Raw genomic sequence first — 23,895 nt, forward strand, 5'->3', positions numbered from 1 at the left:
TCTTCATTTTTAGCTCTATTCATAATGTCAGTAACAGTACTTAGTGTACTTCAAATAATATTAGTTGTTGTATTGGTAATTTTAGTGCTCCTGCAGCCACCTGGAAGTAGTTCATTAAGTGGCTTTAGTAATTCACAACAGGGAATGAATTCAATAATTCCGGTAAAGTCTTCTGAAAATCCACTCAGTAGAATAACTTCTATAGTTGCTGGGCTGTTCATTATAAATACACTGTTACTATCAGGATTATGTTCAAAAGATGTACATAAAAAATCAATTGCAGAGAAGATTATATCAGAAAAGAAGCAAGAAGGCCAATCAACTTCTGTTCCATTTGAAAATTAATGAAAGAAACCAAGTTTATCTTTGTTACAGGTGGAGTTGTTTCATCACTTGGTAAGGGTTTAGTTGCTTCAAGTGTGGGAGCACTTCTTCAAGCTCATGGATTCAATGTTCGCATCAGAAAGCTTGACCCATATCTCAACATTGATCCTGGAACAATGAGCCCAGCTCAGCACGGGGAAGTATTTGTTACTGAGGATGGTGCTGAAACTGATTTAGACCTTGGACATTACGAGCGTTTTACTAAAATTAAAGCAACCAAGGACGACAATATAACAACTGGTAAAGTATATAATAAATTATTAAAGAAGGAAAGGTGTGGTGATTATCTAGGCAAAACTGTGCAAATCATTCCTCATGTGACAGATTTAATCAAATCTTTCATTTTTAATGGTACAGAAGATTTAGATTTTGTAATATGCGAAATAGGCGGAACCGTAGGTGATATTGAAAGCCAACCGTTTTTGGAAGCTATACGCCAAGTTAATTATAAACTAGGAAAGCAAAAAGTTATCCTTATTCACTTAACTTTAATACCATATCTCACTGCAGCACAAGAATTAAAGACAAAACCGACACAGCATTCAGTTCGAGAGTTAAACTCTGCGGGGTTACAACCAGATATTATATTATGTCGCAGTGAAAAAGAAATTTCCGATAATCAAAAAGAAAAGATAGCCAATCTTTGCAATGTTTCTTTATCTAACGTAATACCTGCTCCTGATGTAAACCATATATACGAGTTACCGTCCTTGTATAATCAATGTGGGCTCGGGACACAAATTTTGGATCACTTTCACTTAAGTAAGCCAAAACCAAGCTTACCTGAATGGGACCAAATAGTACACTCTATGAGACATCCAACACAAGAAGTTATCGTTTCCATAGTAGGAAAATATACTGAATTTCCTGACGCATATAAATCACTGATTGAAGCATTAAACCATGGTGCAATTAGTAATAAAGCTAGAGTGAAGATAAATTGGGTCAACTCAAGAGAAGAGAATGGAAAATCTATAGATGCAAAGTTTATCAGAGAAAAATTACAAAGCTCTAATTCAGTCCTTGTTCCAGGAGGATTTGGTGATAATGGAATAGAAGGTAAAATATTAGCAATAAACTATGCCCGTGTAAATAACATTCCTTTTTTAGGAATATGTCTTGGTATGCAGCTTGCAGTGATTGAATTTGCTCGTAACGTTATTAAGCTTGAAGATGTACACTCTGAAGAATTTTATACTTGCAAACACCCAATCATCAAGCTCGCTGATGGTAAGAACGTTGATCTTGGTGGAACCATGAGACTTGGAACATACACGTGTAATGTAAGTCCAAATTCAAAAATGGCAAATGTGTATAGTAGTGTCACTATTTCAGAAAGACACAGACACAGATATATAGTTAATTTAGATTATAAAAATAACTTAGAAGAGAATGGAATGATATGCAGTGGTATATCAGAAGATAAAACATGCATAGAGGCAGTGGAGCTAAAAAATCACTCATGGTTTATTGGTGTGCAATTTCATCCAGAATTTCAATCAAGACCATTTTCTCCTCATCCTCTCTTTACATCATTTATTAAGGCAGCTATTGACAATAGAGTTTAATAGAACTTAATAAACTATATTCTAATAGAGAGGTAAAAAATGTTACTAAGAAATAGTAAAGATAGCATTACATATGGATCTGCGACCTTCGAGGAATTGAATAGGCATGTAGAACAAATAATATATAAATTAGAGGAGGATCAAATTATAGAGGATATAATGGAAGAAGTAGTTGTAGCTATAAACGAACTAAAATCGGTAGAAGAAATAAAAAAATATTTAAAGCGAGAAATAGATAGCCTTGTAAAAAGGACAATAGTCCTTAGTGAATTCTATAACCTAGAAAAAATAGAAAAGCCAAGAAAAGAAAATTATATTTACCCAAGCACCTAATGTTTAAGTACCAATACATGGAACTTGCCATAGAGCAAGCAAAACTTGCTCAGAAAGATGGCGAAGTGCCAATAGGTGCTGTAATAGTTAATGGAAACAATATCATCTCCTCTGCACACAATATATCTAATGATCCAACTGCACATGCAGAAATGTTAACAATTAGAAAAGCATTTTCAACTTCCACGCTTTATGAAGCTGAAATGTACGTAACGTTAGAGCCGTGCCCGATGTGCGCTCAAGCTATCTCTTTTGCAAAAATTAAACGTCTGTACTTCGGGGCTTACAATCCCAAAGGTGGAGGAGTTGAAAACGGCACTAGAATATTTCAATTCTGTAACCACATACCTGAAGTTTATGGTGGAATATTAGAAACAAAATGTTCTCTTTTGTTAAAAGATTTCTTTGAGAAATTGAGAACTTAGTTTAAGATGTGTGAGATTGTTTCAATATGGGAGTGTTAAATAAACTGTGTCAAACCGAGAAGTAAAGTAATAAATTGATATAAAAAATGGAGGTTTGACATGAGTCAAAAAATAGCAAATAGAACTACCGGTTTGGTAGACTATAAAGAATTAGAAACAAATATCTTATCATCTATACGAGAAGGAAGACCATTGACAGGAAGAGATGGTGCATTAACACCATTTATAAAAAAACTGCTAGAGGTGAGCCTGGAAGGTGAGATAGAAAACCATTTGTCAACTGAAAGCGAAGAAAACAACCGAAGAAATGGTAGAAATTCAAAGACTTTGAATACAAGTTCAGGATCATTTGAACTCTTCACGCCAAGAGATAGAAATGGGAGTTTTGAACCTCAGGCGGTTAAGAAAAGGCAAACTAATCTACATCCTGAGCTTGAAAAAAAGATCCTGAGTATGTTTGCAAGTGGCATGGGCTACAAAGATATAGCATCGCATGTTGAAGAAATTTATGACCACAAAATATCAGCGGCAGAGATATCAAGCATTACCGACAAATTACTGCCAGTGATAAATGAATGGCGCAGTCGACCGCTGCAGTCTGTATATCCGATAGTTTTCATGGACGGCATGTTCTTCAAAGTCAAAGAAGACGGACGGTGTGTAAGCAAATGCATGTATAACATATTAGGTGTAGATCAAGAAGGCAAAAAGGAGGTTTTGGGCTTCTATTTGGCTGAAAGTGAGGGAGCTAACTTTTGGCTCGGTGTGTTAAATGACCTCAAAGAAAGGGGTGTAGAGGATATTCTAATTGCTTGTGTAGATGGGCTGAAAAGCTTTCCTACGGCTATAAATAGCGTGTTCCCTAATGCAGAGGTGCAGCTATGTATAGTGCATCAGATAAGGAACTCGCTGAAATATGTGTCTAGCAAAGATGTGAAAAGTTTTATGAGCGATTTGAAGAAAATATATCAGGCTTCAAACAAGGAAATTGCTGAAAATTATTTGCTGGAGCTGGATGAAAAATGGGGCACGAAATATCCAATGGTTATAAAGTCTTGGCAGAATAATTGGGAAAATTTGTCTGGCTATTTTAAGTATTCTGACCCAGTGAAAAGGCTGGTTTACACTACAAATCCAATTGAGGGCCTGCATAGACAAATCAGAAAATTTACCAAAACCAAGGGCTCATTTACCAGCATAAGTGCCTTGTACAAACAGGTATATTGTGCTATAAAAAAGGTGGAAGAGAAATGGACAATGTCTGTACAAAATTGGGCATTAACCGTGTCTCAACTTGATATTTTCTTTCCGAACAGATTGAAAATTGAGTTGAATTAAAAATGCGGTTTGACACAGTTTATTTAACACTCCCTTCAATATTTTTTGAGTAAAATCTGTATTATAACTCTTTCGTATATTTGACCAATTTGCTCATGCAACGTACATAAGGGGTGTTATTACGATAACTCCGTTGCAGAAAAGTTTACTCAAAAGGGAGCTTCTTATTGATACTTATCAACGTTCTGTTCAACAAACTAGAACTTCCATATTTAAACACGTAGAAATTAGATTTCTTGCACTACTGGAATTTAAAGAGTTCCAGCGCGTAACGCTGGAATCTAGATTTTCTTGCTAAATCCCAGCTGGGATGACGCTTAGTTATGCAAGAAATCTATTTTTTATCATAAATAACTTAAATATTATATTATAAACTCTGCTAAATTTATTCTCACAACAAAAACTTCTTCTCTACTTTTTTTTGAGTAAGGTCACCAATTCTATTTTTCTAAAAAAGTGTTTTCTGAGCTGAAAAGCCCAGAAAACATTTAGTCTTATATAAAATTAGTATCATCAGAAACAGGATTATCTTCATAGTAAGGACTCGCTCTTTGCATATCATCAAAAACAGTTTTTAACAGTACTTCCTTATCAGTATCCCATGCAACTTTCTTCATGATTGGAATATAATCCTTACACTTTTGGTCAGCTCCACAGTCCTTGATTTTACCATTAGCCTTTAGATAAGGCTTTAATGAACTATAGTTTATTTGAGTGTTATTGCCCTCTTTATCTATCATTTGTCCTGAGTTATTAACAAGTATCAATGGTGCAACTTGTTTTGCTTTCATAACACTTATTTCACCGAACTCTTTAACGAGATCAGGACATGATTCTCTAGAAAAAAAATTCTTGTTGCATTCTTTAGTATAATAGTAGTCGTTAGAGTAGCAGAAACTCTTAATCCCTTCTTCTTGACACGCTAACTCTTGTGGACTATTAATGCATTTATCACATTTTATATCACTAAAGTGGCCTATTGAACTAAGAGTATCAGTAAAGGCAAATTTAAAATTTACTGCACCATAACTACCCTCTGCTCCCTTTTCTATATATGGTGCAATTTTAGGATTACCGTACATCTCAGAATACAAATTCTTTAATAAATCAGATGTATTAAAACCTTGATAACCTATCTTTCCATTTTCTCCATAAAAACGAGCATAAGATCCACAAATTTCTTCCTTGCTACAATCTGGGGTTATTTTTTGAGACGTAATTTCTCTATTTTCATCCCTTCCTCCATTAGTAACAGGTTTGACTACATTAGTTTCATCTCCTCCTCCATTAGTAACAGGTTTGACTACATTAGTTTCATCTCCTCCTCCATTAGTAACAGGTTTGACTACATTAGTTCCACCTCCTCCATTGGGACAAGGTTTATCTGTACCACTTCCTTTCTCTTTTTTACATTCTTCAGCTGCTTTTTTATACCACTCAGTCTCTGCTTTTGCCGTGTCAATTTTACACTGTATAAGTTCTTCTTTATCACTTCCTTTCTCTTTTTTACATTCTTCAGCTGCTTTTTTATAACACTTATTCTCTGCTTTTGCCATGTCAATTTTATACTGCATAAGTTCTTCTTTTACCTTGTCAATTTTACACCGCATAACTTCTTCTCTCTCTTGTCCAATTTCGCACCTCAAAGCTTCTATTCTTGCTTGCTCAGCTTCCAATTTTGCTTGCTCAGCTTCCAATTTTGCTTGCTCAGCTTCCAATTTTGCTTGCTTAGCTTCCAATTTTGCTTGCTTAGCTTCCAATTTTGCTTGTTTAGCTTCTGCTTGAGCATCATCATACTTTGCCTGATTAATTGCCTGTTCAGAGCCTTCTTTCATCTTCTCAGCATCTTTTTTACACTGTATTAACTCATCTTTTGCTGCCTCAGCTTCATTCTTAGTTTGTTCTACCTTCCCTTTCTCTTCTTGAACCTGTAATTTTAACTCATCAACTTCTGCTTTTGCTGCCTCAGCTTCATTCTTAGTTTGTTCTACCTTCCCTTTCTCTTCTTGAATCTGTAATTTTAACTCATCAACTTCTGCTTTTGCTGCCTCAGCTTCATTCTTAGTTTGTTCTACCTTCCCTTTCTCTTCTTGAACCTGTAATTTTAACTCATCAACTTCTGCTTTTGCTGCCTCAGCTTCATTCTTAGTTTGTTCTACCTTCCCTTTCTCTTCTTGAATCTGTAATTTTAACTCATCAACTTCTGCTTTTGCTGCCTCAGTTTCATTCTTAGTTTGTTCTACCTTCTCCCTTTCTTTTTGAACCTGTAATTTTAACTCATCAACTTCTGCCTTTGCTGCTTTAGCTTCATTCTTAGTTTGTTCTACCTTCCCTTTCTCTTCTTGAACCTGTAATTTTAACTCATCAACTTCTGCCTTTGCTGCTTTAGCTTCATTCTTAGTTTGTTCTACCTTCCCTTTCTCTTCTTGAACCTGTGACTTTAATTCACTAGCTTCTGCTTCTAATTGTGTAATTTCTCTTTGTGATTCCACAGCATCTTTTTTACACTGTATTAACTTATCTTTTTCCTTCTTAGTTTCATCTCTACAGTCACGAAGTAAATCTTCTTCTGATTTATCATCCTCTTTTTCCGCAACCTGATCTCCTAGATTTTCGACTTGCTCACCCTCTTCATCATAAAAAAGTTTGTTGGCATATAAATTACTATTATCAACTTGATCGCTATAGATATTGTTTGACATTGTGACCTCCTATATAGTCAAAACTGGAATTAAATTAGAGTATAAAAGCTAGGAATTCAACATGGGTAAAAGAAACCACAGCTCAGGAAATCTAAGGTTAACTCAGAAATTATTATAAGCCAAAATGATTAAAAATTTTATAACTTATATTGTAGATCTAGCATGATAACCAACAATTAGATTTTCTTCAATTTCCACCTTACTCACCAGCTTGACACAGTCCACCTTTATTCATTAGAGAGCCGTGATTCCTCTACTCTCCAATGATTAATCACTTGTCAGTTTTGAGTGTAGTAGTTGATAGCCTGTACGTAAATACGTTGCTTGTGTTCTTTAGAAATTTTTAGTCTACTATCTTTATCCAGAAAAAAATTGTAAAATTTCTATAGTTATGGTATAATTGTAAATACCGCTTGCCAATAAGCTGAGTATAAAAATGCCATTCGGACAAATCATTACATATAGCACGATATTACTTACTATAATTGCAGTATTTCTCTTTTTGAGAAAAATATACAAAAATCATATTAGAAAAATTATATTTCCTCTAAAAGTTCTCAAAGAAGAGTGGGAAGAAAATAGAAGATTTAACGAATTATATCAAAAAAATAAGCAAAAAGAGTTGATGAAACAACAGGAAATGCTAAGGGAGAAACAAAAGAATATGCAAGTTTACAAAGAAGATCTAGAAATAGTTGATATAGCAAAACCGTTAGGTAAATGGACAAAGATGGTTATGATGGGTAATAGTTTAATGAAACATTTTGCACAATTGATACACAGAGAAGGTGATAAGAAAGGATTTTGGGAGCTATTTATAAAAGCTCAGTCTTCAACTAAGGGTAAATATAAAGGAAAAGGCAGATAATCCATGCTTGAATGTAAAAATCTATCCTGTGCTCGTAATAACAAAGTATTATTTAAAAACCTCAATTTAAAAGCTGAGCCAAAATCAAAAATCTTAATCACTGGTCCAAATGGTAGCGGCAAAACCAGCTTAATCAGAAGTTTATCTGGACTCTTACCGCCAGTATCAGGCAATATAAGATACTGCGGAAAAGACATATATGATGATCCAAAATCCTTTATATCTTCCATGGTTTACGTAGGACATAAAAACGCCTGTAAAGATAGCTTAACAATTGGTGAAAACATAGAATTCTGGGCAAGAATACGGAACACTAGAGAATCAGTTATGGCAGCTGCTTATTGTTTAGAGTTGCAACCTGTATTTAACATTAGATATGGTGAACTTTCTGCAGGCTGGAAAAGAAGAGTTGCGCTTGCCCGCCTTTTAATTTCTAATGCAAATATCTGGCTGATAGATGAACCTTTCTGTAATCTTGATAGCACAACATGTGAATTAGTATTGAACCTAATCTCAATACGCTCTGAGCAGAACGGTACAGTAATTATTACAGGACATAGCTCTACAGAACAATTGTGTGACTTCAAGACAATCGACATACGTGATTTTAACAGACCTCTTGTATAATTTTTGGCCTTATTGTACTTACATCAATAATTTATTATCACATTTAATATTACGCATTAAAATTAACTCATCTCTTTCAAAGGCTCTATATTAAAAATCGAAAGTCCAGAAGCAATGACGTGTGCTAAGGCTTGGACGAGAAACATTCTTGCAGCGGTGAGATTTAAGTTATTCTCCAGTATAAACCTCATATTTAAATCACTTTTGCCATATCCCCATAAAACGTGAAACGCTTCTGCAACTTCAAGTAAGTAGAAAGTAATTCTATGTGGCTCACAAAGCCTTGCAGATATTTCTACCACATCTGGCCACTTTGCTAAGGTTTTTATGAGGAATAGCTCCCCATCTGTCTTTAAAAGTGAAGGGTCTGCTGTTGGGAGCTCTTTTGGAGCATTACGCATTAACGAATGAGCACGGGCGTGCGCATATTGCACATAAAAAATAGGGTTGTCTTTTGACTGTTCTTTAACTTTAGCAAAATCAAAGTCCAAGACCATATCATTCTTGCGTGTTAACATTATAAAACGAGTTATATCCCTGCCAACCTCTTCCACTACATCCCTAGCTGTAAGAAAATTTCCTGATCTTTTCGACATCTTAACAGGTTTGCCATTTTCGAAGAAATTCACAATATTATGCAGTTTTACCTCTATCTTTGCTTGATCATCACTGAGCGCAGAGACAACTGCTCTAAGCCTTTTAATATAACCGCCATGGTCACTGCCGAGCTCTACGATCATATTGTTAAAACCACGTGATATCTTATCAAAATGGTAAGCAATATCCGATGCAAAATAAGTCCAGCTACCATCCTCTTTTTTTAGTGCGCGGTCAACATCATCACCAAATGTTGTAGAGCGAAATAACATTTCTTTTCTGGAAGTCCAACTTTCACTTTCTTTGCCTTTTGGTTTCTCCAAGTATCCTTCATACACAAGACCCTTATCAGATAATATCTTTATACTCTCTTCGATTTTGCCATTTTTTTGTAGCTCATACTCTGAAGTAAAAATATCATGATTGACTCCAAGCAAGCTCATGTCCTCCTTTATGAGTTCTAAAATAGAACTTAAAGTATATTCTATAATTACTCGATTATCTTCCTCTTCTCTAAGCTCCTTGCCATATTTTTTAGCTAGCCCCTTCCCTATTGGTTTTAAATATTCACCTGGGTATAAACCTTTTTCGATGCTAATTTTTTCTCCCAGAGCTTCCTTATACCGCAAATATACTGACTTTATTAGTGTATCTATCTGCGCTCCAGCATCATTAATATAGTATTCCTTAGTAACTTTATAACCAACTTTCTTCAGCAAATTTGCCAGAACATCACCAAACACTGCTCCTCTTGCATGACCAATATGCAGAGGACCTGTTGGATTTGCAGATACAAATTCAACATTGATGGCCTGATTGTTTCCAATGTTGAGAGTGCCAAACTCCGTTTTTAGCTCATTTATTTGTTTTAAAATCCCATGCCACACTTCTATTTTTAAGTGCATATTGATAAAACCGGGGCTTGCTATTTCTACTTTTTTAACTTCATCAAAAAGTTCAAATTCTTTGACTAAAACCTCTGCAATCTCAACTGGATTCTTTTTTTCATGCTTTGCAAGCACCATAGCAACATTTGTGTAAATATCTCCATGCGCTCTATTGCTCGGAGGTTCTACAATAAAGTTTGTTGCATTCGTGCTTATAATACCCCTTTGCTTCAACTCATTTAACTTGCTGGAAATTAGAGAGGAAACCTGCTTGAAAATGTTCATTAACTAAAAAGCTATAAAATCTGTAGCAGTATAGCGAATAAGTGGGGGAAGTTGAAGTTATGATTTTCTCTCCACTCTTTGTTTGATGTAAGGCAACCTTTTCTGGGTCTTTTGAAACCCAGAAAAACTATAGTTTACATTAAGTCGTTGCTGTCACTATAGTGAGGGAAAGCCATACCTTCGCTGTAACCAAGATCATTATTATCAGTCTCAGGTTTCTCTAGTTCATTCTTAGTATCAGGTTTCTCTAGTTTATTCTCAGGATCAGGTTTCTCTAGTTTATTCTCAGGATCAGGTTTCTCTAGTTTATTCTCAGGATCAGGTTTCTCTAGTTTATTCTCAGGATCAGGTTTCTCTAGTTTATTCTTAGTATCAAGCTCTTTCCTCAGTTCATCCTTAATAGTTTGTTTTAGATCATCCTTAGTATCATCACTAATCTTAAACTTAAGACTTTTCTCTAGTTCATTCTTAATACTTTCTTTTATCTCATTCTTAGTCTTACCACTAATCTCAAACTTAAGACTTTTCTCTAGTTCATTCTTAATACTTTCTTTACTTTCTTTTAGCTCATTCTTAGTCTTATCACCAATCTCAAACTTAAGACCTTTTTCTAGTTCATTCTTAATATTTTCTATCAGTTCATTTTTAGTCTTATCATCAATCTCAAACTTAAAACATTTTTTCAGTTCATTCATAGTGTTATCATCAATCTTACACTCAAGATCTTTACCACATTTATCATGAATCAACTTATTCTTATTAATTTTACAATCATCCAACTTTGTAAACAAATTAACTCTTACCATATCATTTACATAACATGTATTATTTGGCATTGGATGAGTATAGACGCTTTTAAACATAAAATAACTCCATCAGTAAATAAATTTATCAAACAATTAAACATAGAATAATGTGTGTACTAACAATACACACATTGTATTACTTTTATAGAAAATAAATATTTCCTTCTGCTGGTGTATTGTAGGTAGAAAGAAAGGCTGCAGCACTTTGAGAATCTACTATAGAACCGTTTATTACTTCTACACATTTATCACATTCAGAATTGTCTTCACAGCTACCCGCAAGTTTACCATCTACAACCTTAAGATTATTTTTAGAATTCTGAATAATCTTTGCACACTCTTTAAACTTGTAGCCTGTTGGATCTTTGGTCTTAACATCAAGGATATCATCAGTTATTGGGTTAACCGTTATTGCAAGCTTTGAAAAATCAACGACTGTTTTAGATTCAGGTTCAGGTTTAACTTGTGGACAAGGTGGACAAGTAGGAGCAGGTGGACAAGCAGGAGCAGGTGGACAAGCAGGAGCAGGTGGACAAGATGGTATATTTATATCGGGAAGCTGTATATTTAACTCAAGTCCATTATCGTACGGGTTAAATCGATTATGGTCACATGGATCAAAGTTATGATACCATGGATTGAATTTATGATGATGTCGTGGATCAATCATCCAGCCCTTACGTGCGGAAGTACAAGGGTCTATACATGAAGAAAAATTGTAAGTCATAAAAATCCTAAAAAAAATAACTATCTTATTATTATAAGATAAAAAAGTTAACGATTTCATAACTTTAATGCTAAATTAGCATATACAAATATAATACATTTAAAATACGACTTTAACATAGGAGATATTGAAACTAAAAAGCTTTGCCAGCAAAATAATGCTAAGATTTCAAGAAAAAGCTGTCAGTAGTCAAATTAGTTGTGTTAATTTTGGTAGAACTGCTATAGCCACTGCAAATGACAAGCAAGCATCTGTTTATTATATTTTTAAGCAAAATGTGAAGCACATGGTTTCCCATGTGCTATTCGAAGTACGTGTAGCAAGAGTGGCAGCACATATATTTGTAAGTGATCCAAACTTAGCAAAAATAATCAAATGTCTCACAATAAGGGTTATGATATATGTCATAATGGCTATTATATGAGTTAAAATGATTATGGCACGAATTAGTAGCACAAGGTACAAATGTAGGTGGACAAGATTGTGCACAATTCGATACTGGTGCTTGTAAAGCTGGTGGTAAATTATAAGCCATACTTGATACCGGTGCTTGTAAGCCTGGTACTGGCGAATTATAAGCTGTGTTCAATACTGGTACTGGTAAACTATGAACCATAGATTGTAGCTTTGGCAGATTATTGTAAAACATAACGATCCTTAAAAAATACTATGATATTATTATAAGTTAAAATCATTAAAGATTTAATAACTTAATTGCTAAATCTAGTATAGAGACTAATGTTACGATTTAAATTTTCCTTCAGTTTTTACTATATCTTCACCAATTTTGCATACAGCCCATCTTTACTCATTAGAGAGTCATGAGTTCCTACTTCCTCTACTCTTCCATGATTGATCACTATAATCTTGTCAGTTTTGAGTGCGGTTGATAGTCTGTGTGTGATTATAATTGTTGTTCTGTTTTGCATTAATTTGCTCAGTGCTTTTTGCACGAGGTTCTCACTTTTATAATCAAGGGCAGAGGTTGCTTCATCCAGTATTAAAACCTGAGGATTTTTCAGTATTGCTCTTGCTATTATAATACGTTGCTTTTGTCCTTCGGAAAGCTTTAGTCCTCTTTTTCCTACAAATGTATCAAATTTATCCGGCAGCTTATCAATAAATTCCATTGCATACGCACTGATAGCTGCTTGCTTCACCTCTTCATATTCAGCATCTGGTTTACCATATAGTATATTTTCCATTATTGAGCAAGAAAATATCATGTGATCTTGTGGTACTAAGCCAAACAGCGATCTTAGATCATTTAGCGCAATTGTCTTAATATTCTGTCCATCGATAGTAATACTGCCTTCACTTGGATCGTGAAAACGGAGCAAAAGCTTTAAAATGGTACTCTTGCCACTGCCAGATGGTCCAACAATTGATACTGATTGGCCTGCCTCTATAGAAAATGATACGTTATTTAATGCTGGCTTATCAGCATAAAAAAATGTTACATCATTAAACGAAATTCCTTTTTGAACACTATTGATCCTTATAGGATTATCACTATCTAATATAGAGCTTTTCATGTTCATAAATTCAAATAAACGCTCTGCAATTCCAAGACCTCGTTGCAAATCACTGATGTTATCGCTTAGATTGTTTACAGCCCCTGAAGCAAGCGCTGAATAAAACACAAATGAGGAGAGTTCTCCAATGGTCATATTATTACTTAAGACTTCTTTTATTCCAAAAAAAAGCAAAATAACTAGCGAACCTATCACACACGTGATAACTAGAGTTACTAAAATAGCACGCAAGAGTACTAATTTTACGTATGATTTTGATACTGAGTTTAGATGTTTCTGAAAACGAATTTTTTCATTTTCTTCTAGTACAAATGATTTAATGGTTACTATAGATCTAAAATTTTCCTCACTAAATGATGCAAGCTCACTTAATTTATCCTGAGCAAAGCGTGCATAATTGCGAACTTTTTTTCCAAGTGAAGTCATGATAATGAGCAGTATGGGTATTATTGCAGCTGCATATGCGGTTAAATGTAGATTTGTATATAATAACATGGCAACACTGCCAATTAATATTACAAAATTTCGCAATATGGTGAGTAGGCTGCTATTTATTATTGATTGCAACGCAGAGGTATCAGTAATGAGTGCTGAGATAACATCTTGTACGCCTGTGTTTTCAAAGAAACTTGGTTGCAAGTCAGTGATACTGCTATATAAGTCGTATCTGATTCTTGCAATAACTTTTTCGCTGCCAATGCCAATGAAATATAACCGAATAAATGCAGTGAAAGAAATGCCTAAAACTATCAGTATTGAAACTACGAGCTTGGTAGTAAAGTTATGCTCTGCGCCAGAATCAATTATGTTGCTTAAGCCCCTACCAAAAAGAAGAATCGTTAAAGCTGAAAATAGAACTGCAATAAAAGCTACGGTAAAATAATGTAGATTAGGTTTTATATAATAAAATAACTGCTTAATGTTAGATCGCATTTTATTTTTAAGTTAATTATATAGATTTTAGCTTCAGGAAAAAGTTACAATATTAGTTTACAGTGTACTTCGTTAGAGCAATACGTTCAAGAAACTTTAGCTTGATTTCTACTGAAGGAAAAACGCTGCGAAATTACAGAAAGTTAGCAAAAAAAACTACTGAATAGACCAGAGTTTAATATTCATTTTGTTCCAATATGTAATGCTACTATTCCATAGCTCATATTATAGAACTCAACATTCTTAAAGCCTATCTCTTCAATTTCCATTTTAAAATTAGTTTGAGTTGGAAATTCTCTGATGCTTTTCACTAAATATTCATAAGAACCCTTATCTTTAGCAACTATGCTACCAATTTTAGGAATTACTTTAAATGAGTATAAGTCATAAAATTTGGTGAATATCTCATTTTGATAATGCATAGGGGCAAATTCCAAGCAGACAAATTGTCCATTTTGCTTCAATACCCTATATGCTTCACTTAAAGCCTTTTTACGGTCAGAAAAGTTTCGAATACCAAAAGCTACTGTATAATAATCAAATTCAGAATCTTCAAATGGTAAGCTCTCTGCATTTGCACATACCCAATTGAAATTTAGCTGATTTGAATTTATTGCTTTATCACGCCCTTTGTCCAGCATGTTTTGATTTATATCACATACTGTAACTTGAGCACTTGGTTCACCTCTTGCTATTCTTATAGCTATATCTCCGGTTCCTCCAGCAATATCCAAAACCTTGGAGTTCTTTTTAAAATGCACACTACTTACCATCTTCTCTTTCCATAGCCTGTGCATTCCAAGACTCATTATATCATTCATGATGTCGTAGCAATTTGCTACAGAATCGAAAACCTCTTTAACTAGTTGTGATTTATCCATATTTTATATAGAGATTGCTTACATAATTATTTTAAACTTTAGCAGTTAAATTAATATACTAATGAGAAAAATATACTACAATTAAACATATTTAATCCAGTAAATCATTAGTGTCGACAGCTTTTTCACAAAATATCATCTCTCTTATTATGATATTATCTGTAGCAGTTGTTGATATGGCAACAGACTTATACTCAGTTGCATTGCCAAGTATTGCCAACTATTTTAAGGTGAAAGGTAATATAGCGCAGCTTACGATCAGTTTAAATTTATTAGGAATTGCAATATCTGGATTAATTTATGGCCCATTGTCAGACTATTATGGTAGGCGCCTAATAATGCTTATTGGTATGACAATTTTTACTTTGGCAAGTATTGTATGTTGCATAGCTGATAATATTATACTTTTAATATTAATCCGTTTTATACAAGGAGCTGGAGCTGGTGTTGCAGGCGTTGTCGGATATGCAGCAATCAGGGATATGTACTCAGGTAGTGAATACTCAAGAGTAATCTCAAAGTTAAATATGGTAGTAGCGCTTTCACCTGGAATAGCTCCAGTAATAGGCAGTTATATGATTTCACATGGATATAGTTGGAAATTTTTGTTTTTTATCATATCATTTGCAGCAATTGTTATGCTCATTTTTATTTACTTGAAGCTGCAAGAAACGCTCACTGTAAATAAAAATCAAACCAACATAGCCATCAATATCTTCAAGCAATATATATCAATATTCAGGAATTATCGTTTCCTTGGGTTTTCAGCCATTCATGGATTAACTTTCATGTGGCTTTGGGCATACATTGCTAACTATCCGTTCATATTTGAATCAATGGGTATTGAAGTACAATATTTTGGCTATCTCATATCAATCATAGTCATATTTTACGTAATCGGCACTTTAATTAACAGAAGGTACGTACCAAAAATAGGAGTGAGCAAGATGCTAATCATAGGTTTGGTATTACCAATAATATCTGATGGTTTATTGGTATATTTTTATTTCATGAACAAATTGAACGTACTTATTCTTCAAGTTCTTTGGATTCCAAGCAATATAGGACTTGCACTCGTAATCAGCAATAACGTAACTTCTGCTTTAGAAACGGTCAAAAGTATAGGGCTTGGTAGTGCAGTTCTCTCATTTTGCAATATGATGTTTGGGGCTGTTGGAATATACATAGTAGGAAAATTCTTTTCTTATGGCATTTTACCAAATTTACTATTAACAGTTGTATGTTCTATAATTGCAATTCTTATATATAGTTTACTTAAATACACTGAAAAACACGAAGGATAATCATTATTTCTACAACCAAGAGTTCATGAATTATTAACTACCTTACTATAGTAATGCAATTTTATAGAGAAGTGTTAAATGAATTATTCAATCAGAAATATAGATGCTGCTTTACTTGATGCTGCTAAAAGAGGTGATCTTAATGAAGCAAAGCGCCTAATAAGTGAAGAAGCTGATGTTAATGCATATGATGGATCTCGAGGTAATTCTCTATATTGGGCTGTTAAAAATAATCATTCTGATATAGCAAAAGTTCTATTAGATAATGGAGCAGATTTTATTGCTTATGACTCTTCTCGAGAACGCCACGTGTTAAATAAATACGAAGAAGTAAAAGCTGAGCATTGTAAGGTTTCTCTACATCTGGCTGCCAGACTTGGCGACTTGAAAGCAGTAGAAGACCTATTAAAGAAAGAAGCAAATGTTAATACAAAAAATGATAAAGGACAGACTCCTTTAGATTTAGCTAAGACAGAAGAAATAAAAAATCTATTACAAAGCATAAAAGATGCCAATGACAAATTGCTTGAAGCTGCTAAAAGCGGTAATATTGATGATGTAGAAAATCTGTTAAATAGAGAAGAAAAAGTACAGGTTAACGCAGAAAATGAATTTGAAGAGACCCCTCTACACTTATCTGCTCAAAATGGACATAAAGACGTAGTGGAATTTCTACTCAGCAAAGGAGCAAAAATTGATGCAAAAAATGAATTTGAAGAGACTCCTCTACATTTGGCTGCTCAAAATGGACATAAAGGTGTAGTAGAATTTCTACTCAGCAAAGGAGCAAAGGTTGATGCAAAAAGTGATGATCTAAATACCCCTTTACATTTTGCTGCTAAATATGGACATAAAGACGTAGTGGAATTTCTACTCAGCAAAGGAGCAAAGGTTGATGTAAAAAATGAATTTGAAGAGACTCCTCTGCATTTTGCTGCTAAAAGTAGATATAAAGATACAGAAAGGATAGTAGAATTTCTACTTGATAAAGGAGCAGACGTTAATGCACAAAATAATGCAGGAGAAACCCCTTTACATTTAATTCTTCAAAAAATAGACCTAGATATAGATACAGATAAATTCTACACTCTACTGAACAAAAAAGGCATCAATGTTAATCTAACAGATAAAAATAAAGAGACTCCTTTGCATTTTTTTTTTTAAAAGAAAGCGATGGAGATACCTGAATTGGACGATCTACTGAAAGTAGAAAGTATCAATGTTAATTTACAAAATATAGATGGAAAGACTCCTTTACACCTGGTAATTGAAAAAAACAACTGGAATACATTACCTAATGTATCGTGGAGCCGTGAAAAGATGGTCGATATTCTAATAGAAATGAAGGCAAATGTTAATGCAGTAGATAAGGATGAGAGGACTCCTTTACATTGGGCTGCAGGATATGGTAGAAAAGAGATAGTAAAAGCTCTAATAAACGCAGAAGCAAATGTTAATGCACAAGATAAATATGGAAAGACTCCTTTAGATTTAGCTAGCACAGAAGAAATAAAAACTCTATTACTAAAACCCCCCAAAAAAATTGATGACAGTATAGCATCAAAAGATAATGAAGTAGGTCAAGAGGAAGATGTTGGACAAGAAGGTAATGTCCAACCAGTTACACAAGAGCAAGACCCAAAGGAAGAACAACAGGAGATCAGTGTAGAAGAAGAAAGTGATGTAAAAATTGGAGCTGCTGATAACGGACATTCTATTGACATAACACTTACACAAAATGGTGTTAGTCCACGAAGTGAATCATCAACAAATGAAGAACAGCCAAGCTCTTTTTTTAGTAACTTGTTTAGTATACTTATGAAGCCTTTTTCTTTAATAGGGTCATTTTTTGGTAATTTCTTTTCATGGTTGTTTGGATCTGATGAACCATCAACTGAATCTGATCAAATAATTGCACCAAGTAACTCAGGAGGAGAGGAGCTAACAAACTATCAAGAGGGTGATCATAATATTATATAATAGATTTCTTGCATAACTGGAATGCAAAGAAAAATCAGTTTCAAGTGGCCCGGGAGTGTTAAATAAACTGTGTCAAACCGAGAAGTAAAGTAATAAATTGATAAAAAAATGGAGGTTTGACAATGAGTCAAGCAAACAGAACTACCGGTTTGGTAGACTATAAAGAATTAGAAACAAATATCTTATCATCTATACGAGAAGGAAAACCATTGACAGGAAGAGATGGAGCATTAACACCATTTATAAAAAAACTGCTAGAGGGAAGGCGAGATAGAAAACCATTTGTCGGCTGAAAGCGAAGAAAACAACCGAAGAAATTCAAAGACTTTACGGACAAGTATTTGAACTATTGACACCAAGAGATAGAGAAGGAAGTTTCGAGCCACAAGTAGTCAGAAAAAGGCAAACAACCGAACTTGAAGCAAAGGTTTTAAGTACATATGCCAGTGGCATGGGATATAGCATCGCATGTAGAAGAAATATAAAATATCTGCAGCAGAGATATCAAGTATTACTGACAAATTGTTACCGGTAATCAACGAATGGCGCAGTCGTCCGCTGCAATCTGTATATCCAATAGTGTTCATGGTTTTTTAAGGTCAAGGAGGACGGGCATTGTGTAAGCAAATGTATGTATAACATATTAGCAAAATGGCAGAAAAGAAGTTTTGGGTTTTTATTTGGCTGAAAGTGAAGTTCTGGTTGGGAGTACTAAATGACCTAAAGGAGAGAGGAGTAGATGATATTCTGATAGCTTTGTGTTAAAAAGCTTTCCTAAAGCTATAAATAGCGTATTTCCTAAAGCAGAAATGTATAGTACATCAGATAAGAAATTCACTGAAATATGTATCGAGCAAAAGTTTTCATGAATGATTTGAAAAAAACATATCAAGTAGAGAAATAGCCGAGAATTTACTAAAACCAAGGGCTCATTTACTAGCACAAATGCCTTGTATAAACAGGCATATTGTGCTATAAAGAAGGCAGGAGAGAAATGGACTATGCCTATACATGATTGGGCTTTAACTATCTCTCAACTTGATATCTTTTTTCCTGGTAGGTTAAAAATCGAGTTGAACTAAAAATGCGATTTGACACAGTTTATTTAACACTCCCCATCACTTTATGAGATGGTGATTTATGGTAAATTCATGTAACTATCTCAAATTTAGCCATACCAATATCAGCGAATTTATTAAGCAAATAGCATTTAGTTCTTTTTCTCGATTTATCTCAGATTTATTCCTAAAACTAAATCCGAATATTTGCTTTAATCTTGAGAAAAACCCTTCAATATAAGATCTTTTCCCATAATTTACTTCTTTTTCCATTCTTTCATGCCATCAACTATGTTTTTTAAAATTTTTTGAGTTTAGTCTCATTTGTTCATAATTTTGCATTTTTATTCAATTGAAAAATGTATTTTGGCAACAAAGATCCCAGTTTATACAGAAAGAAATTTATATCAAACAGCAACCACTGCTTAGATTTTATGGTTAACGAATATGTGCTTTAAATGTGTGTAGACGCACATATCCGTTAACCTATTTTCTATGCAGATTTTTTTATTTCATATTAATTGCTTCTTTAAGTCTTGCATTGGCAATTACTATGATTTTTCGCATTAGAGCTGTTATAGCTACCATCTTCTTTTTACCTCTACCAATAAGATTAGAGTAAAAAGCACCAAGTGCAGATTTAGATCTTGCAGCGGCCATAGCAGCTGTAAAAAGCTTTGCACGAACATTGCTTCTACCACCTGTTATCCTTCGGTAACCAATAGTTTTACCGCTTTCTTTTGGATGTGGAGCAACCCCAGCAAGACTTGCAACTTCTTTTTTGTTTAGGTAGCCAAGTTCTGGCATTAGACACACAAAAACTTGAGATAGCTTGAGACCTATTCCTGGCACTGTTCTCAGGATCTTTTGACGCTTTTGTAACTCTGGATTTTTATCAATAATTCTTTGTATGGCATCGTTGAACTCATTTATCTGATTGGTAAAAAAGTCTATTGTTTTTTGGCAACTTTCCTTTATATAGTCGTTTTCAGGTGCTGCAAGCCTACATTTCTCTTGAGTTCTCATTTGCGTAATGTCATCACGACGTTGACAGAGTGCAACTAAGGCAGTTTGTTCTTTTGACATAGGCACAAATAGAGATAGAGCACTATAGCGTTCAAAACCATATTGAGCAAGGGCTTTTGCATCTGATTGATCAGTTTTTGCTAAAGTTCCATGTGATATGATAAAACTTTTTACTTTACGAGTATTAGCTCGATGCACAGCAACATTCATATCAACAAGAGAACGTGCTAAACCAAGCTCATATTTTCCTGTATTTTCTAAAGTTACAAAAGAATTAGGTAGAATATTTGAAAATTCTTGAAACAATTGTTGCCAACCAGCATCATTATTATTGAACTTGATAGTGTTTTTTTGGTTGTACACTGCAGCAACATTTTTGAATTTTCCAATATCAATGCCAATAAAATTTTGATAAGATGCAATCATAATAACCTCGATAGTTTAATTAATTTAAGATTGTAAACGGGTGCACATATATGTCCCACACAACTATTCAAACGTATCGAGGGATAGGGCTAGTGTACCTTGATGGCTACGGTTGTAATACCAATTTTCATTCGGTCGCACACGCCCGTGATAGCCCTATTCCTATAGTGAGTAGGGTTATCTTTCCCTCTTATCTCTTTTATATCACATTTTTAACTTACAATTTTCATCAGCTACTTGGATAATAGATATATTCACAAAATTGTTCCATTTTTCTCAATAGGTTTTGGTTTTCTTTTCCCCTTATTAGCAGAGCATAAAACTTAGCTTTTTAATAAATCTCATTTTAACTCCAATACACTAACTATGAAACAATCTATATTGCCATCAAAAACGGAATTTATATTGCCAACTTCATATCCAGTCCTTAAATCCTTTACCATTTGATACGGATGCATAACATACGATCTGATCTGACTGCCCCAACCTATATCGCATTTCTTGCCATATTCTTCGGCCATTTTCTGTTCTTTTTTTTCCAATTCAATTTGATATAAACGTCCTTTAAGTAGTTTAAGTGCTTCATCTTTATTTTTATGTTGAGAACGACCATTTTGGCATTGAGCTACAACGCCTGTTGGAATATGCGTAATACGTACCGCGCTTTCAGTCTTATTTACATGCTGACCACCTGCTCCAGAAGCACGGTAAGTGTCGATCTTTAAATCCTTTTCATCCACAACAATATCTATTGAATCTTCAATCACTGGAGTTACTCCTACACTTGCAAAACTGGTATGACGTTTACCATTTGCATCAAATGGTGATATTCTAACCAATCTATGAACTCCACTTTCGCTTTTTGCCCACCCGTAAGCTTTTTCTCCGATGATCTTTATTGTTGTAGATTTTATACCAACTGCATCACCATCTAATTTTTCTACAACTTCAACTTTAAAATTGTGATAAATTTCTGCCCATCTTGTATACATGCGCATGAGCATCTCAGTCCAATCATTGCTCTCTGTTCCACCAGCTCCTGAGTGGATTTCTAAAAAGCAGTTATTGTTATCTGCTTCACCAGTAAATAAGGATTCTGTCTCTTTAAGTTTGATTAATTTCTCTAGCTTTACTAACTCACCTTTAACTTCAGAAAAAAATTCTTCATCATTCTCATCAATAGCAGATTTCATCAAGCTGATAGAATCGTTGTAATCGCTTTCTAGCTTTGAAAACAATTCTATGTCATGCTTAATTTTAGAGCGTTCTTTTAAAATTTCTTGTGCTTTTTGATTGTCTTGCCACAGATTATCATTCAACGCTTGAGAATCCAGCTCTTCAAGACGCAACTTCAATTTTTCTATGTCAAAGACACCTCCTGATAAGAGAAATACTTTTATTTAAGCCTTGAAAGTATTCAAGGATTTCTGGATGGGTTTTCATTATACTTTAGACTTTAATATATTTATTATCACTAACAATAACAGCAAACAAAATAGAAATTTAACCATATAATAGTTAATTCAAAATAATTTTATTATACTTGAATGTTCAATAAAATCAAGTGTGTATATTTATTAAAAAAATAAGGTAAAGTAATGAATATTAAAACAAGTTCTCATTATGGTTTAGACAAAAAGGCTATTGATGATTTAATAGAGTCTCTTGATAATCAAGAATTAGAGAATGTTCGTAATATTGTAAAAACGATAGATAGCGTTCAGTTAGCTTATTTTTTATCTACTTCGATCAGTGATCACAGGGAGAAATTAGTTAATATCCTCGATCAACATTTGTTAAGTGATGCCTTAGTACATGTAGTACCAGATTTACAAGTAGAGATCATAGAAATATTGGGAATAGAAAATACAGCAAAGTTACTAATGCTTCTTGATATAGAAGACATAGTAGCTATAGTGAAAGATTTAGATAGAAAGTCTATAGAAAATATACTTAACTACTTACCCAATGCAACTCAAAAATTAGTAGAGGAATTGTTATCATACCCAGAAGAAAGTGCAGGAAGGTTGATACATAAAAATATGGTTATAGCTCCATATTATTGGACGATAAATCAGCTAATGGAATTCTTACGCAACTATAAAAAAATACCAGAAACATTTTATCAAATTTTCATCATTAACTCAAAATTAGAACCCATAGGCATTTTCAACTTAAATAAGGTAATATCTCACTCAGGAGAAACAATAATAAAAGAGATAATGAGTCAAGATATAAAAATAATTAAAACTGGAATGGACCAAGAAGAAGTAGCAAGAATATTTAAAGATTACGCTCTATTATCAGCTCCAGTAGTAAATAAGAATGGTAAAATTATAGGTGTAATCCTTATTGAAGATGTAATCAAAATTGTTCAACAAGAAGCAGAAGAGGATGTGCTTAAAATAAGCGGTGTATCATCTAAATCTGATATAAATGCTCCTATACATAAAACTATAATTAAAAGGCTACCTTGGTTATTATTTAACCTCTTAGCTGCAACAATATGTTCTATAGTAGTTGGCTTTTTCGATAACGTAATAGAAAGTTTTATAGTACTGCCAATAATTATGCCAATAATTGCATCAATGAGCGGAAATGCAGGATCCCAAACAGTAACACTAACTATCCGGGCAATCGCAACAAAATATCTAACTGAGCAAAATGCAAAAAGAATACTGATGAAAGAATTTTTAATAGGTCTTATAAATGGAGTGATTTTATCTACAATTTCACTCGTAGTATTAGCAATAAGGTTCCATAGTTTAAAAGTAGAGATCATTTTCGTAGTTTCCATGATTGCAATGTCGATCATTGCAACATTTATCGGCACTTTTATTCCTATAATGCTTCATCGTTTAAGATCCGATCCTGCTGTTTCGTCTTCAATTCTAACATCAGCAACAACTGATATTCTCTCAGCTCTTATATTTTTTGGTCTAGCCACGATCTTTTTATTAAATAGCTGAATCTTGCTATATAAAAATTGCTTTACAAGCTTTAACTGCCACGTTATCATTACTCACAGGTGCATTGAAGAAGAAAATAAGAGTCGATAAAGAAATAAAAGTACATGAAACTGAGCTGCTTTAGTTTTAAAATAAAATGCTAGAATATGCAAAAAAGTCCTTGCTCTGCTAAATCTTTTTAGCTATAGTACAATTTAATGTAATCAATATGTGGGGTATGGTGTTAGATGCACTGT

General features: G+C 33.8%; 19 protein-coding genes and 2 pseudogenes. 12 read left to right on the plus strand and 9 right to left on the minus strand.

What is annotated here, in order from left to right:
* Positions 1-24: 24 nt before the first annotated feature.
* The 5 genes from secG to ONG78_RS04145 all read left to right on the plus strand — a co-directional run bounded on the left by secG (position 25) and on the right by ONG78_RS04145 (position 4,048).
* Positions 25-345: a preprotein translocase subunit SecG gene (gene secG, locus ONG78_RS04125; RefSeq protein WP_007302593.1), complete on the plus strand. Its 321-nt coding sequence runs from the start codon at positions 25-27 to the stop codon at positions 343-345.
* Positions 345-1,952, plus strand: coding sequence for a CTP synthase (locus ONG78_RS04130; RefSeq protein WP_264377730.1), 1,608 nt, complete (start codon positions 345-347; stop codon positions 1,950-1,952). The genes secG and ONG78_RS04130 overlap by 1 nt, the downstream gene beginning before the upstream one ends.
* Positions 1,953-1,991: 39 nt before the next feature.
* Positions 1,992-2,285: a hypothetical protein gene (locus tag ONG78_RS04135; protein WP_007302591.1), complete on the plus strand. Its 294-nt coding sequence runs from the start codon at positions 1,992-1,994 to the stop codon at positions 2,283-2,285.
* A gap of 17 nt (positions 2,286-2,302) precedes the next feature.
* A complete protein-coding gene (locus tag ONG78_RS04140; protein WP_211907921.1) occupies positions 2,303-2,710 on the plus strand; it encodes a nucleoside deaminase in 408 nt (135 codons plus the stop codon).
* A 99-nt stretch (positions 2,711-2,809) separates the two neighbouring features.
* Positions 2,810-4,048 (plus strand): IS256 family transposase, encoded by a 1,239-nt coding sequence (locus ONG78_RS04145; RefSeq protein ID WP_019078875.1) that lies wholly within the window; start codon positions 2,810-2,812, stop codon positions 4,046-4,048.
* Positions 4,049-4,542: 494 nt separating this feature from the next.
* Here the strand turns inward: ONG78_RS04145 and ONG78_RS04150 are convergent, their stop codons facing one another.
* A complete protein-coding gene (locus tag ONG78_RS04150) occupies positions 4,543-6,750 on the minus strand; it encodes a hypothetical protein (RefSeq protein WP_264377731.1) in 2,208 nt (735 codons plus the stop codon).
* Between the two features lie 436 nt (positions 6,751-7,186).
* Here ONG78_RS04150 and ONG78_RS04155 point away from each other — a divergent pair, with 436 nt between their 5' ends.
* Both ONG78_RS04155 and ccmA read left to right on the plus strand, forming a co-directional pair.
* The gene (locus ONG78_RS04155) at positions 7,187-7,618 is read left to right on the plus strand and encodes a hypothetical protein (RefSeq protein WP_064085636.1); all 432 of its coding nucleotides are present in this window, start codon (positions 7,187-7,189) and stop codon (positions 7,616-7,618) included.
* A gap of 3 nt (positions 7,619-7,621) precedes the next feature.
* Positions 7,622-8,245: a heme ABC exporter ATP-binding protein CcmA gene (gene ccmA, locus ONG78_RS04160; RefSeq protein WP_264377732.1), complete on the plus strand. Its 624-nt coding sequence runs from the start codon at positions 7,622-7,624 to the stop codon at positions 8,243-8,245.
* A 62-nt stretch (positions 8,246-8,307) separates the two neighbouring features.
* Here the strand turns inward: ccmA and argS are convergent, their stop codons facing one another.
* The 5 genes from argS to ubiE all read right to left on the minus strand — a co-directional run bounded on the left by argS (position 8,308) and on the right by ubiE (position 14,896).
* A complete protein-coding gene (gene argS, locus ONG78_RS04165) occupies positions 8,308-10,014 on the minus strand; it encodes an arginine--tRNA ligase (RefSeq protein WP_264377733.1) in 1,707 nt (568 codons plus the stop codon).
* Between the two features lie 134 nt (positions 10,015-10,148).
* Positions 10,149-10,877 carry a hypothetical protein gene (locus ONG78_RS04170; RefSeq protein WP_264377734.1) on the minus strand — a complete coding sequence of 243 codons (729 nt, stop codon included), beginning with the start codon at positions 10,875-10,877 and terminating at the stop codon, positions 10,149-10,151.
* A gap of 85 nt (positions 10,878-10,962) precedes the next feature.
* Positions 10,963-11,547 (minus strand): hypothetical protein, encoded by a 585-nt coding sequence (locus ONG78_RS04175; RefSeq protein ID WP_264377735.1) that lies wholly within the window; start codon positions 11,545-11,547, stop codon positions 10,963-10,965.
* Between the two features lie 770 nt (positions 11,548-12,317).
* Positions 12,318-14,015 carry an ABC transporter ATP-binding protein gene (locus ONG78_RS04180; protein ID WP_264377736.1) on the minus strand — a complete coding sequence of 566 codons (1,698 nt, stop codon included), beginning with the start codon at positions 14,013-14,015 and terminating at the stop codon, positions 12,318-12,320.
* A 182-nt stretch (positions 14,016-14,197) separates the two neighbouring features.
* Entirely contained in the window at positions 14,198-14,896 is a 699-nt protein-coding gene (ubiE, locus tag ONG78_RS04185; RefSeq protein ID WP_264375475.1) for a bifunctional demethylmenaquinone methyltransferase/2-methoxy-6-polyprenyl-1,4-benzoquinol methylase UbiE, read from the minus strand.
* 149 nt (positions 14,897-15,045) lie between these two features.
* Here ubiE and ONG78_RS04190 point away from each other — a divergent pair, with 149 nt between their 5' ends.
* The 4 genes and pseudogenes from ONG78_RS04190 to ONG78_RS04205 all read left to right on the plus strand — a co-directional run bounded on the left by ONG78_RS04190 (position 15,046) and on the right by ONG78_RS04205 (position 19,262).
* Positions 15,046-16,200 (plus strand): Bcr/CflA family efflux MFS transporter, encoded by a 1,155-nt coding sequence (locus ONG78_RS04190; protein WP_264378067.1) that lies wholly within the window; start codon positions 15,046-15,048, stop codon positions 16,198-16,200.
* Positions 16,201-16,278: 78 nt separating this feature from the next.
* Positions 16,279-17,364 (plus strand): ankyrin repeat domain-containing protein, encoded by a 1,086-nt coding sequence (locus ONG78_RS04195; protein ID WP_264377737.1) that lies wholly within the window; start codon positions 16,279-16,281, stop codon positions 17,362-17,364.
* 9 nt (positions 17,365-17,373) lie between these two features.
* Complete coding sequence (locus tag ONG78_RS04200) at positions 17,374-18,180, plus strand: ankyrin repeat domain-containing protein (RefSeq protein WP_264377738.1); 807 nt, start codon at positions 17,374-17,376, stop codon at positions 18,178-18,180.
* Positions 18,181-18,302: 122 nt separating this feature from the next.
* A pseudogene (locus ONG78_RS04205) lies at positions 18,303-19,262 on the plus strand (IS256 family transposase).
* Between the two features lie 67 nt (positions 19,263-19,329).
* Here ONG78_RS04205 and ONG78_RS08125 read toward each other — a convergent pair.
* From ONG78_RS08125 to prfB, 3 genes and pseudogenes are all read right to left on the minus strand, one after another.
* Positions 19,330-19,528: pseudogene (locus ONG78_RS08125) on the minus strand (IS5 family transposase); the annotation flags it as partial.
* A gap of 217 nt (positions 19,529-19,745) precedes the next feature.
* A complete protein-coding gene (locus ONG78_RS04210) occupies positions 19,746-20,690 on the minus strand; it encodes an IS110 family RNA-guided transposase (RefSeq protein WP_264377456.1) in 945 nt (314 codons plus the stop codon).
* A 341-nt stretch (positions 20,691-21,031) separates the two neighbouring features.
* Positions 21,032-22,133 (minus strand): peptide chain release factor 2 gene (prfB, locus tag ONG78_RS04215; protein WP_264377739.1). Its coding sequence is split into 2 segments (ribosomal slippage): positions 21,032-22,066 and positions 22,068-22,133, totalling 1,101 coding nucleotides; the frame shifts between segments, so codons are not numbered across the junction.
* Positions 22,134-22,288: 155 nt separating this feature from the next.
* Between prfB and mgtE the strand changes: the two genes are divergently transcribed.
* The gene (gene mgtE, locus ONG78_RS04220) at positions 22,289-23,659 is read left to right on the plus strand and encodes a magnesium transporter (RefSeq protein WP_264377740.1); all 1,371 of its coding nucleotides are present in this window, start codon (positions 22,289-22,291) and stop codon (positions 23,657-23,659) included.
* The last annotated feature ends 236 nt before the right edge of the window (positions 23,660-23,895 follow it).

The organism is Wolbachia endosymbiont (group B) of Philonthus cognatus (assembly GCF_947179345.1).
Classification (GTDB): Bacteria; Pseudomonadota; Alphaproteobacteria; order Rickettsiales; family Anaplasmataceae; genus Wolbachia.

What these genes read in the sequence shown, in the direction of transcription:
- ONG78_RS04130 (WP_264377730.1), top strand. Translation starts at nt 345, where the DNA reads ATGAAAGAAACCAAGTTTATCTTTGTTACAGGTGGAGTTGTTTCATCA.
- mgtE (WP_264377740.1), top strand. Translation starts at nt 22,289, where the DNA reads ATGAATATTAAAACAAGTTCTCATTATGGTTTAGACAAAAAGGCTATT.
- ONG78_RS04200 (WP_264377738.1), top strand. Translation starts at nt 17,374, where the DNA reads ATGGAGATACCTGAATTGGACGATCTACTGAAAGTAGAAAGTATCAAT.
- ubiE (WP_264375475.1), bottom strand. Translation starts at nt 14,896, where the DNA reads ATGGATAAATCACAACTAGTTAAAGAGGTTTTCGATTCTGTAGCAAAT.
- ONG78_RS04195 (WP_264377737.1), top strand. Translation starts at nt 16,279, where the DNA reads ATGAATTATTCAATCAGAAATATAGATGCTGCTTTACTTGATGCTGCT.
- ONG78_RS04135 (WP_007302591.1), top strand. Translation starts at nt 1,992, where the DNA reads ATGTTACTAAGAAATAGTAAAGATAGCATTACATATGGATCTGCGACC.
- ONG78_RS04140 (WP_211907921.1), top strand. Translation starts at nt 2,303, where the DNA reads ATGGAACTTGCCATAGAGCAAGCAAAACTTGCTCAGAAAGATGGCGAA.
- ONG78_RS04190 (WP_264378067.1), top strand. Translation starts at nt 15,046, where the DNA reads ATGATATTATCTGTAGCAGTTGTTGATATGGCAACAGACTTATACTCA.
- ONG78_RS04175 (WP_264377735.1), bottom strand. Translation starts at nt 11,547, where the DNA reads ATGACTTACAATTTTTCTTCATGTATAGACCCTTGTACTTCCGCACGT.
- ONG78_RS04170 (WP_264377734.1), bottom strand. Translation starts at nt 10,877, where the DNA reads ATGTTTAAAAGCGTCTATACTCATCCAATGCCAAATAATACATGTTAT.
- ONG78_RS04155 (WP_064085636.1), top strand. Translation starts at nt 7,187, where the DNA reads ATGCCATTCGGACAAATCATTACATATAGCACGATATTACTTACTATA.
- ONG78_RS04145 (WP_019078875.1), top strand. Translation starts at nt 2,810, where the DNA reads ATGAGTCAAAAAATAGCAAATAGAACTACCGGTTTGGTAGACTATAAA.
- ONG78_RS04180 (WP_264377736.1), bottom strand. Translation starts at nt 14,015, where the DNA reads ATGCGATCTAACATTAAGCAGTTATTTTATTATATAAAACCTAATCTA.
- ccmA (WP_264377732.1), top strand. Translation starts at nt 7,622, where the DNA reads ATGCTTGAATGTAAAAATCTATCCTGTGCTCGTAATAACAAAGTATTA.
- secG (WP_007302593.1), top strand. Translation starts at nt 25, where the DNA reads ATGTCAGTAACAGTACTTAGTGTACTTCAAATAATATTAGTTGTTGTA.
- ONG78_RS04210 (WP_264377456.1), bottom strand. Translation starts at nt 20,690, where the DNA reads ATGATTGCATCTTATCAAAATTTTATTGGCATTGATATTGGAAAATTC.
- ONG78_RS04150 (WP_264377731.1), bottom strand. Translation starts at nt 6,750, where the DNA reads ATGTCAAACAATATCTATAGCGATCAAGTTGATAATAGTAATTTATAT.
- argS (WP_264377733.1), bottom strand. Translation starts at nt 10,014, where the DNA reads ATGAACATTTTCAAGCAGGTTTCCTCTCTAATTTCCAGCAAGTTAAAT.